A 509-nucleotide genomic window follows, 5' to 3' on the forward strand; every position below is an offset into this window, starting at 1 on the left:
CGTACCGCAATTAATTTAATTGCGGTACGCAACATTGTCAATGATGAATCGGTTTGAGCTCGCTGTTGCTTCGGTTTCGACCCGCTCTTATGCGTGTTTGTGGAAGCAAAAATGCGGCGCTGAACTCTGATCAGACGATTTACGTAACCAAACTTTTTCGTGGAAGTAGTAGGCTACGGTATTTAATGATGGCTCTAGCATTGCCATAACGCCACCGTTAAATGCATCCCCCGTTAACAAGTAACCCACCGTAAACGCTACGCTAAAGTGTACTGTTGCGAAACTCGCGGTTTTTAGCTTGGTCATGAATTGACGAGCTTTTAAAGCGGGAACGCTTGCCCAAGCTTTTTCATGAAAGTAAAAAGCGACGGTGTTTACTGATGGCTCAATCATGGCAATTAAACTACCAATTAGAATGTCGCCAGTAAGCACGTAAGCGACACTAAATGCGATAGTAAAATGCAGCGTTGCGAATGTTAGTGTCTTTTTCATGATAATTACTCAATCGT

At 43.2% G+C, this 509-nt stretch carries 1 protein-coding gene; it reads right to left on the reverse strand.

Annotated features, from left to right (window positions below; genetic code table 11):
• Positions 1-87: 87 nt before the first annotated feature.
• On the reverse strand, positions 88-492 hold the full coding sequence (locus R8N47_RS28570) for a DUF2061 domain-containing protein (RefSeq protein WP_318186529.1): 405 nt from the start codon (positions 490-492) through the stop codon (positions 88-90).
• Between the last annotated feature and the right edge of the window lie 17 nt (positions 493-509).

The sequence above is a fragment of the Vibrio sp. 2132-1 genome (assembly GCF_033344315.1).

Coding starts and splice junctions, on each gene's coding strand:
- R8N47_RS28570 (WP_318186529.1), bottom strand. CDS start 492: ATGAAAAAGACACTAACATTCGCAACGCTGCATTTTACTATCGCATTT.